A 9137-nucleotide genomic window follows, 5' to 3' on the forward strand; every position below is an offset into this window, starting at 1 on the left:
AAGTTGGCGTGATCTGGGTCTACGGCCCTGGCGACGACAGCGTCATCGACTTCACTCCGTTCGGGATTGAAAACCTGCAAGAGATCATCGAAATGGACCGTGAGCACGCGCGTTGACCTCGCTGTGACCTACGCCGGATGCTTACTGTCCAGATGCCAACGCCAACGGCTGGATGCCGTACTTTTGATCCGGCGTTTGGAGATCTCCACGGCAAACATCGGCCCGAACCGACCCCACCGACATCTGACGGCTTCGTGGCTGACATTGATACCGCGTTCGTGCAGAAGATCCTCGACATTTCGAATGGACAGAGAAAACCGCACGTATTGCATCAAAGCCAGGCGCCGTATCTCCTGGCTTGTTTTGAAACATCGCAACGGGTCAGGTTTGGTCATCTCCGGACGCTACGAAACCGCCCTGCCCGTCTCAAGCCGGTCTGCTCTGACAGTGCCAGTTCGACAGCCTTGCCAAGCGCAACACTCAGACGACCGATGACAGATGAATGCGAATAAATTTCGGGCCCTGATTTAGAGTGGTTCAACGGACAGGGACATACCCGGCAGGATTTCTCTAAGTTCAGGCGGCAGCACCGCGACACCCCGTGCGCAGGCGATCGGATGCAGGCTGGCGGAGGCCCCCTGCCCGAGCCTCTCGAGTAAGGGGCGGCCAAGCCCGTCCCGCGCCGACCAAGTGACCGGCACATATTCACGCCGCCCGGTCCGGCGGACATAGGAGAAATCGGCAACAGCCGGAATCCATGTGTCCGGCACTTCGCGCAGACCGGCCACGCGACGCAAGGCCGGGCGCACGATCTGCGAAAAGGTGATCGCCGCAGCATAGGGGTTGCCCGGCAGGCCAAAGAACAGCGCACCTGCCACACGCCCCACGGTCAGCGGTTTGCCGGGACGGATCGCGACCTTGAGCACATCGAGCGCGGCATTCTCGGCCCGGAGTGCATCGAGAATATGATCCTCTTCCCCCGCCGAAACACCGCCCGAGGAAATCACCACGTCATGCGCGCAGGCGGCGTCTCGGATCGCACTCCGGATGGAGGCGGGATCATCAGGCAATATCCCCAGATCGGTGACCTCGGCCCAGGACGCGGCCAGAAGCGCGCGCAGCATGACGCGATTGGAATTGTAGATCTGACCATGCGACAGCATGCGCCCTGGCTCCACCAACTCGTCGCCTGTGGACAGAATTGCGATGCGCACCCGGCGGCGCACGACCGCCTCGGACAGGCCGCAGCCCGCGAGCAATGCCAGGCGCGATGGGGTCAGCGCGACTCCCGCTGCGAGGCATGCGGCACCCTCGGCCACGTCCTCGCCGCGACGACGAATGTTGGTGCCCGATGCGGGCCGGGTGTCGATTGTGATCCGGTCATCCTGACGTCGCACGGCCTCTTGCATCACCACGCAATCGGCACCATCCGGCACCGGTGCCCCGGTAAAGATGCGCGCGGCACAGCCGGGAACAAGCGGGCTGCCACGCGTATCGCCCGCAGCGACCCGGTCTGCCACGGTCAGCGACCAGGGGCCCTTGCCGCGCAATGTCGCACTGTCGAGCGCGTAGCCGTCCATCGCCGAGTTGTCGAATGGCGGCAATGCGCAGAGCGCCGTTGGCACCGCCGCAAGACCGCGGTCGAGCGCCACATCGAGCGGTAGCACATCGGTCTCGGCCACGGTGACCGCCGCCGCTTCGGCGCGAAGCCGGGCGGCATCGACCGACAGCGGCGCGCCGGGCTTGCCCGCCGAGCAGGTTACCGGGTGTCCCATGTCATCCTCCCAGAAGATCGGGGCCCGCCCCGCAATGCGGGACGGGCCTGTCCTGTCTTAGCGGATCAGAGCGTGACTTCCTTCGACTTGAAGGTGATCCCCGCCGTTTCATGAGTGGCGTTCGAGATCTTGCGAATATCACCCCAGCAGTGCTTGTAGTTCGGCAGCACCAGCTCGTTGACACCCGGGTTAATCACATTGCCCTGGCTGCCCGCCGGTGACCCGAAGACCATCGCGACCTGCCCCCGCTTGGCGGTGGCCGTGGGATAGGCCATGCCCTGCGTCACGCCGTTATCGTTGATGATCTCGATGAGGTCGCCGGGGTTCAGACTTTCCTCGACCATGTCATCGGGGTTCATCTCGATAAACGGATAGGGGAAACGATCCTGCACGAACTCGTTCTTCTGGTCAAGGAACTGGTTCTGCCAGAAGATATTGGCCCGGACATTGTTGATCCAGTACTTGTGCGCGGCCTTTTCGCGCGCCTTGCCCGGCGCCTGCCAGCCTCGCCATCCGGCGGCACAAAACAGCGCCTTTCCGTCCTCGCGCCCGTGCCGGTCGAAGCTACCATCGGCATAGAGACGCTCGGAGCCGACAAGCTGACCATTCTCATAGCCAGTCACCGGCTCTTGCACACCGTTATTGCCCGCCGCGCGCAGCCGCTCATAGGTCACCTCCGGGTTGCCCTGGTGGAAGCCGTCCATGAAGGCGTCCTCCTCGGTCTCCCAGTCGTAGCCCTGGAACTGGTCGGCATAGGCGTCCTGACCCATGTCGCGCAATACGCGCTCCATGTGCTGCGCAATACCGGCGGCAATCAGGCAGTCGGGCCTGGAGTTGCCGTAGGGGTCCATATAACGCTCGCTGAGACGCAGACGCCGTTCGCCGTTCATCGAGGTGAGGTTCATCTCGTTCGACTCGCAGGCCGGCAGGATCACATGTGCGTTCTGGCCGATCTGGGTATGAATGATGTCCATATCCACAACGAACAAACCGCCGGCATTGACCGCCGAGACGATGGCATCCACCACCTGCTCGCGGGTGCCGCCTGCGGCGGCGTCGATCGCGTCCTTCACCATGTCCGCCCGACGCTTGTGCGCGCGCTTGAATTCGGCGGCGTTGAGCGTGGTCTTGTGGTGGTCGCAGGCCCAGATGTGATGAACACCCCCAAGACCCCGGATCAGGAACTGATCGACGTATTCCGCGGGCCGCCCCACATGGCTTTCATTGGGCCGGTAATAACCCTCTTGATGCCCGCCGAGGCGGCAGACGCCACCGCCTTCGCGCCCTACATTGCCGGTGGCGAGTGCAATGTTCACCAGCGCACCGATGGTGCGATAGTTGTCATTACCCCAGATGATACCTTTCTCGTAGGCCGTCGCGCACTTGCGGCGGCTGCCGTCGTCATGTGGCTTGGCGATCCATTCTGCGGCCTGCCGGATGTCGGCCACGGGCACGCCGCAGATTTCCGCCGCCTGCTCCAGCGATGTCCGGCAATCCTGCATCGCATGGTCGAGACTGCCCAGGCTGGCGGGATGCGCACTATCCTGTGCCACCGCCTCGCCGTCTTGAAAGGCCGAGGCGGCGATGAAGTCGTCGTCGGTCCAGCCCTGATCGACGATATGGGTCAGGATGGCGATAAAGAGCGCCATATCCGTGCCTTCGTTGATCGCGAGGTGCAGGACATTTTCCTTGCCCGCCCATTGCTCGGAGGAATGCACGGTGACGGTGCGGCGCGGGTCGACCATGATGAACTTCGCACCATTCTGGAGCCCGGGCACCATGTGATTGAGATAGAGGTTGGTCTGCGTCTCCATCGAATTGGCCCCGATCATGAAGATCGTGTCGGTGATCTCGTAATCGGAATAGCTGTTGTTGAGCTCGCCCACGCCCATGTCGCGGGTCGAATGCACCTCTGAATTATAGGCCGGACGGTTGTGGATGCGGCAGTTCTTGACCTTCATGCTGTCGAAATAGAGTTTGCCTGTGCCCCAGGTATTCTCGTACCCCCCCGCACTGCCGCCATGGTCGAACATCGACACTACAAGATCGTCCTCGGACCCTTCGGTCACGACCTGCGCGGTCACCCGCGCGACAAGATCGAGCGCGTCGTCCCACGACGTCGGCTGCCATGTTCCGTTGCGCCATACCTGCGGGTCACTGAGCCGCTGAAGCTGTGTGCCCGTCACCCGCGAGGGCCGGTTTTCGGCCATCCGCGCACCGCGGATCGAGCCAAGACCGGAATTGACCACGCAATTTTCATCGGGCTTGACCACGAGGTGCACGTCCTTCCCGTCCTGCTTGACGATGTTGTACATTGATGGCGCGTACCAAGCCGCGCTATCCTGGAACTGTTGTTCGCTGAGATCAACGCCGAACTTGTTCTGTTCGGGGGCGGTGCCGCCCTGCTTGTTCATCGGCCATGTATAGGCCTTGTAGCCGCATCCGACGATGCAGTAATGGCAGGTAACGTTGAATTCCTTTGCGTCTGCGGGAACGATCGGCAGACGGTCCACTTGTCTCTTGTAAGCCATTGATTTTCCTCCCTCAGAGCGTGTTTGACAGGCGGCCGTAGATCAGCTCGTCCACGCCCTCGGCATAGATGTCGCCCGCGTCGTCGACGCGCAGCACGAATTGCGGCAGGTTGTTTGTGGCATGGCCCCAGACCTGTTGCCCGCCCGCCTCGGCATCGAAACGCGAATGGTGCCCCGGGCAGTTGAACGTGCGGTCCTCGCCGTTGTAGCTCAGATACCAACCCTTGTGCGGGCACAGGATCGAAAAGGCGACGATATCGCCATCAGGACCCACACCCCCCTCGACCGCCTGCCCCAGTTTGAGCAGAACCCCGGGGCTGTCGGCATCCGGATAGGCCACGTCCATCGCCTCGTTGACCGCCAGATCGGCCACATTGGCGAGCCGGTTCGCGGGGTAGTCCACCCGCGCAAGCGCCGCTTGCGCCTTGGCCTCGCTCGTTCCCATGACAACGCTCGCCGCAGCCCCCGCCGTGGCCCCAAGGCCCCCGCGCAGGAACTGGCGACGGCCCGCATCGACCAGTCGATTACATTTCATTGGCTTGGCTCCTCCCTTGCTATGACGGCAAGGATAGAGCCTCGGCACACTTGCCACGACAGGCTTGTCACCTCTTCTGCACTGCGGCTAAGCCTTGAAAAACATGAAAAATGTCAGATGTTCGGAAATCCGAACATGCCGCACGGCGCGGGTGGCCTCAGGACAGCCCGTATCGTTGCATCTTCTCCCACAGCGTGGTCCGAGCGATGCCCAGCATCCGCGCCGCCGCGCCCACCTGCCCACCGCTCCGCTCCAGCGCGGCAATGATCTGCGCGCGCTCGGCCGCCTCGCGCACCTCGGCAAGGCTCTTGATCCCCGCCTCTCCGGCCTGACGCTCGGGAAACAGGCCAGCGGGCTGCAGCAGGTCACCCTGCGTCAACGACAACCCGCGCACCAGCCGCGCGCGCACCTCTCGCCCGCCACCCGGCCAGTCATGATCACGCGCCGCCTTAAGGCACAGCGCGCCGATGCCGGTCACAGAACACGCTTTCACCGGCGCAAGCTTGTGAAAAAGCTGGTCAAGCAGCCACACCGCGTCCTCCGGGCGGGTGCCAAGCGGCGGTATCGGGATCTCCATCTGCGCCATTCGGTAATGGAGTTCCGGCGCAAACCCGCCGTTTTGCACCAGCCGCTCAAGATCGGGGCCGCAGGCGGTCACGAGGCGTCCGTCAAGACCGCGCTCGATCTCTTCAACGAGCCGGTGCTGAAGCGACAGCGGCAGGCGGCTGACCGCATTCACGAAAAGGGTCCCCTCACACAGCTGCCGTAACGCGCCGCTTTTCCCAAAGAGCGCGTCCTCCGGACTACCCTCGCGCGCGAGGTTCACCTCCAGGAACGGTGCGGCCCGCCGCTCGGACATCTCGTGGATGCGCCGCGCGACGAGGTCCTTACCTAATCCCGGCCCGCCCCGGATCAGCACCGGCGCGTCACTCTCGGCCGCACGGGCGATCAGCGCCTCCACCTGCTGCGCCGCCGCCGACACGCCGAGCACCGGGGGAAACTCCTGCGCCTCACCGGGGGCCAGAAGCTGTGCAAGCCGGTCCAGGAAAACCGACATGTCGAACGGCTTGGTGATGTAATCCGCCGCACCGGATTTGATCAGCCGCACCGCTTGCTCGATGCCGCCCTGACCGGTGATGAACAGGAACGGCGGCGGCGTTGTCGTGCGACACAGCGTGGTAAACAACTCTTCGCCGGTCCCATCCGGCAGCGCTATATCGCAGATCACCGCGTCGATCCTGCTTTGCGGCGTGCGGATCGCGCCCACCGCGCGGTTCATCTGCTTGAGCCACAGCACCTGTGCGCCCTCCAGCTCCAGCCGCTGCAAGAGCGAACCGCCCATGATCTCGTCATCCTCGACCAGAACGATGCGGCACCCGTCAAGCATCAGCATCCCCGTTCCGCGCCGGCAGGAAAACGTGCACTGTCGTAAGACCATCCGCGCGCGCAAGCTCTATCCTTCCGCCCAACTCCTGAACGAGATCGCGGACCAGGCGCAGGCCGACGCCACCGCCCGGTGCGAGTGCCACATCGCTTAGCAGTCGCGCCTGCGCAGCGTCGGACATCGGCGGGCCGCTATTGGAAATGGCAATCTCGAACACGTTCTCAGTCATCTGCGTTCGAAACATGATGCTCCCTTCGGGTCCGGTCGCCGCAGAGGCATTGAGCAACAGGTTGAGCATGATCTGCCGAGCCGGAGCAGCGGGCAGCTCTGGCGAAGCTATGAGGTTCTCCGGCGCACACCAGTCGATCCGCTGTTCCATCCGCTTGAGCTCGGGCAGGATCAGCAGGCGAACATCCTCGAAATCATCGACCGAGAGCAGGCTTCCGTCCGGCTCAAGACGGTTCTGGTCCAGAGTGACCCGCGCCACGTCCCGCAGGTGTCGCAACCCGCGCTCCAGCAACTCGGCGGATTTCTCAACCACCTCTGGCCGGTCGGAAAACTTCCGGATCGTGTCCGTCGCGTTCAGCAGCCCGCCAAGCGGGTTGTTGATCTCATGCGCCAGCGACGAGGACAGCCGCCCCAACGCCACAAAGCGTTCGCGCTCGGCCAGACGCCGCTCGATCTGCGATTTCGCAGCCACGTCATGCACCATGCTGTTGTAGGTGCGCGCCAAGCGGGCAAACTCACCATCGCCGGGCGGCACGTCGCGTTCGGCAATGGGCTGCGGCTCTCCCTCGGCCCCGGCCATCTGCTGCGCCATCGTCGAGACGGGCCGAAGCATCTGCCGCATCGCGATATATCCCAACCCCGCAAGGATGGCGGTTGCAAGCGTGTTGCCCACCAGCAGGAGCCACAACGCGCGCCACCGCTCACGCTGCAGGTCGGACACGTCCAGTTCGGTGACGATGCGGCCCACTGTCCGGCCCTGGTAATCAAGCGGCGCGATCAGACGGACAGTGCTCTCGGACGCACCCACCGACAATTCGCCGAGCCGCACCGCCGCCTCGGCGACCCGGTCGATCGCGCTGTCCACCGGCACCCGCCGCGGATCCGTCGCGGCCAGAACCCGACCGGCATCGTCGGCCACCGCCGTCAGGATCATGCGCCGCCCCTCGCTCTCGCTCGACGCGCGCTCCAGCGTGTCATAGACCTCCCAGATGTCCCGTCGCAGGACCAGCGGCCCGAGCGCCACCGACAGCCCCTCGACATGCATCGCCGCCAATTCGCGCAACCGTGCGTCCTGCACACGCCCCAATGCCGACAATACCTGTTGCGACGCAACAACCCCGACCAGCACCATCATCGCCGCCCCGAGCAGAGGCAGCCTGAGCGACAGCGGCAGACGACGCAAAATCCGGGGCATTCACGTGTCCAGCAGGCGCATGCGGGCCGCAATGCCGTCGAATATACCCTTGGGAGCCTCCTGGAACCCGTCCAGTTGCAGGGCCGCCAGCGCCGCGCGTCCCGGCTCGGACCGCGAAAGCCCCATCAGAGCGCCCCGCAGCGCCTGAACCGGCTCCGCGTCTGCGATATCCTTGCGCGCGCAGACAGGTGGAAAGCCCAGCCATTCCGACTTGCCAATGACGCGGGTGCGCGCAGTCAGGTCCGGCTCCACCTTTGCCAGTGCCTCCCAGACATAGCCATCGACACTACCCGATTGCACAAGCCCGTCAGCCACCGCGCGCACCACGTTACGGTGCCCGTAGGTAAAGATCGCGCGCGAAAACCACTGCTCGGGCCGCGCACCCATGGCAATCAGATCGCTCGCCGTGACCAGATAGCCGGAATTGCTGTCGGGATCGGAAAACGCATGCGTCGCCCCGCGCAGGTCAGCGAGGCTCGCGGCCTCGGCGCGCGCTCCCACGATCAGGTAGGATTGATAAAGCGGCTTGCCGCGCCAGACCGGCACCGCCACCAGATCGAGCGCATCGCGATGCTGCAGATACGGATATCCGCACAGCCATGCCGCATCGAGCGAGCGCTCCAGCAGAAGGCCCGTCACCTCCTCATAGGTGCGCCGCTGAACAAGCTCGATCTCACGCCCCATCGCGCCCGCCAGCGCCTGCCGCAGCCGATCGATGATAACCGCGTCATTGTCGAGAAAGACCGGCGTAAGGCCCAGCCTGAACGGGGTCTGAGCCACACTGCGCATCGGCAGCGCCGCCAATGCGACCCCTCCCATCATAATCGCTTTGCGGCGTGTTATGCCTGTCATGCTCTACTCGTCGCGCGCCCACATTGCTGCACCATTACCGCAAGTGCGGCGCAACCCGTTCGAAACGTCCTGACTCTGTCTGATACCAGATTGATCGCGCTCACGCACAAAAACTTGACCATACCGACATCCCGTGCCGAACACCCACGCATCGATGGGCGGGAAGGTGGTGTCAGGTGAAGTCATTGAGTGGGACACGGTGGTCGCCTCGCTTCGTGCGATGACCAAATCTCACCTCGTCCGCGGCTTACCAACCAGCCCCGAAGTCATTCGCCTGGCAGTGATCCTCTATGTCCGGTTTCCGCTCTCGCTGCAAAATGTCGAGGACCTGCCACAAGGCGCTTGTTTTTTCACTGTGCTGCGCCAGTCAATGGCAATCGACTCCGAGGCTGGAATGCAGTTTGGAACCGACACAGGCTCGGTATTCTCCAATTTCGACGAAGCCGAAAGCTGGTCAGAAATCGTCCGGCATCGGCCAACGATCCTGTCCGTGGAGACCGTGGGATTGAACACCTTATGTGTCTTATCCCTGCTATGAATGCCCCGTCGCCGTTCCCGGCCAGGACCGGCGACGGGGTAGGATACAGCGCTGAACACCTTGTGGCATGACCACGTTCTCTAGCAGGCTGATCCCGCC

At 63.6% G+C, this 9137-nt stretch carries 6 protein-coding genes and 2 pseudogenes; 1 reads left to right on the forward strand and 7 read right to left on the reverse strand.

Annotation, left to right across the window (positions count from 1 at the left end; translation table 11 throughout):
* Positions 1-146 precede the first annotated feature (146 nt).
* From Q0X85_RS12245 to Q0X85_RS12275, 7 genes and pseudogenes are all read right to left on the reverse strand, one after another.
* Positions 147-395, reverse strand: a pseudogene (locus Q0X85_RS12245) (IS6 family transposase); the annotation flags it as partial.
* A 132-nt stretch (positions 396-527) separates the two neighbouring features.
* A complete protein-coding gene (gene glp, locus Q0X85_RS12250; RefSeq protein ID WP_297772294.1) occupies positions 528-1775 on the reverse strand; it encodes a gephyrin-like molybdotransferase Glp in 1248 nt (415 codons plus the stop codon).
* 65 nt (positions 1776-1840) lie between these two features.
* Positions 1841-4306 carry an arsenate reductase (azurin) large subunit gene (locus Q0X85_RS12255; RefSeq protein WP_297772295.1) on the reverse strand — a complete coding sequence of 822 codons (2466 nt, stop codon included), beginning with the start codon at positions 4304-4306 and terminating at the stop codon, positions 1841-1843.
* Between the two features lie 13 nt (positions 4307-4319).
* Positions 4320-4841: an arsenate reductase (azurin) small subunit gene (locus Q0X85_RS12260; protein WP_297772296.1), complete on the reverse strand. Its 522-nt coding sequence runs from the start codon at positions 4839-4841 to the stop codon at positions 4320-4322.
* Between the two features lie 157 nt (positions 4842-4998).
* Complete coding sequence (locus Q0X85_RS12265) at positions 4999-6228, reverse strand: sigma 54-interacting transcriptional regulator (protein WP_297772297.1); 1230 nt, start codon at positions 6226-6228, stop codon at positions 4999-5001.
* Positions 6221-7648, reverse strand: coding sequence for a HAMP domain-containing sensor histidine kinase (locus Q0X85_RS12270; RefSeq protein ID WP_297772299.1), 1428 nt, complete (start codon positions 7646-7648; stop codon positions 6221-6223). The genes Q0X85_RS12265 and Q0X85_RS12270 overlap by 8 nt, the downstream gene beginning before the upstream one ends.
* Entirely contained in the window at positions 7649-8500 is an 852-nt protein-coding gene (locus Q0X85_RS12275; protein ID WP_297772301.1) for a PhnD/SsuA/transferrin family substrate-binding protein, read from the reverse strand.
* Positions 8501-8720: 220 nt separating this feature from the next.
* Here Q0X85_RS12275 and Q0X85_RS12280 point away from each other — a divergent pair.
* Positions 8721-8831 (forward strand): annotated as a pseudogene (locus tag Q0X85_RS12280) (IS6 family transposase); the annotation flags it as partial.
* Between the last annotated feature and the right edge of the window lie 306 nt (positions 8832-9137).

The organism is uncultured Roseovarius sp., assembly GCF_947259555.1.
Taxonomy (GTDB): domain Bacteria; phylum Pseudomonadota; class Alphaproteobacteria; order Rhodobacterales; family Rhodobacteraceae; genus Roseovarius.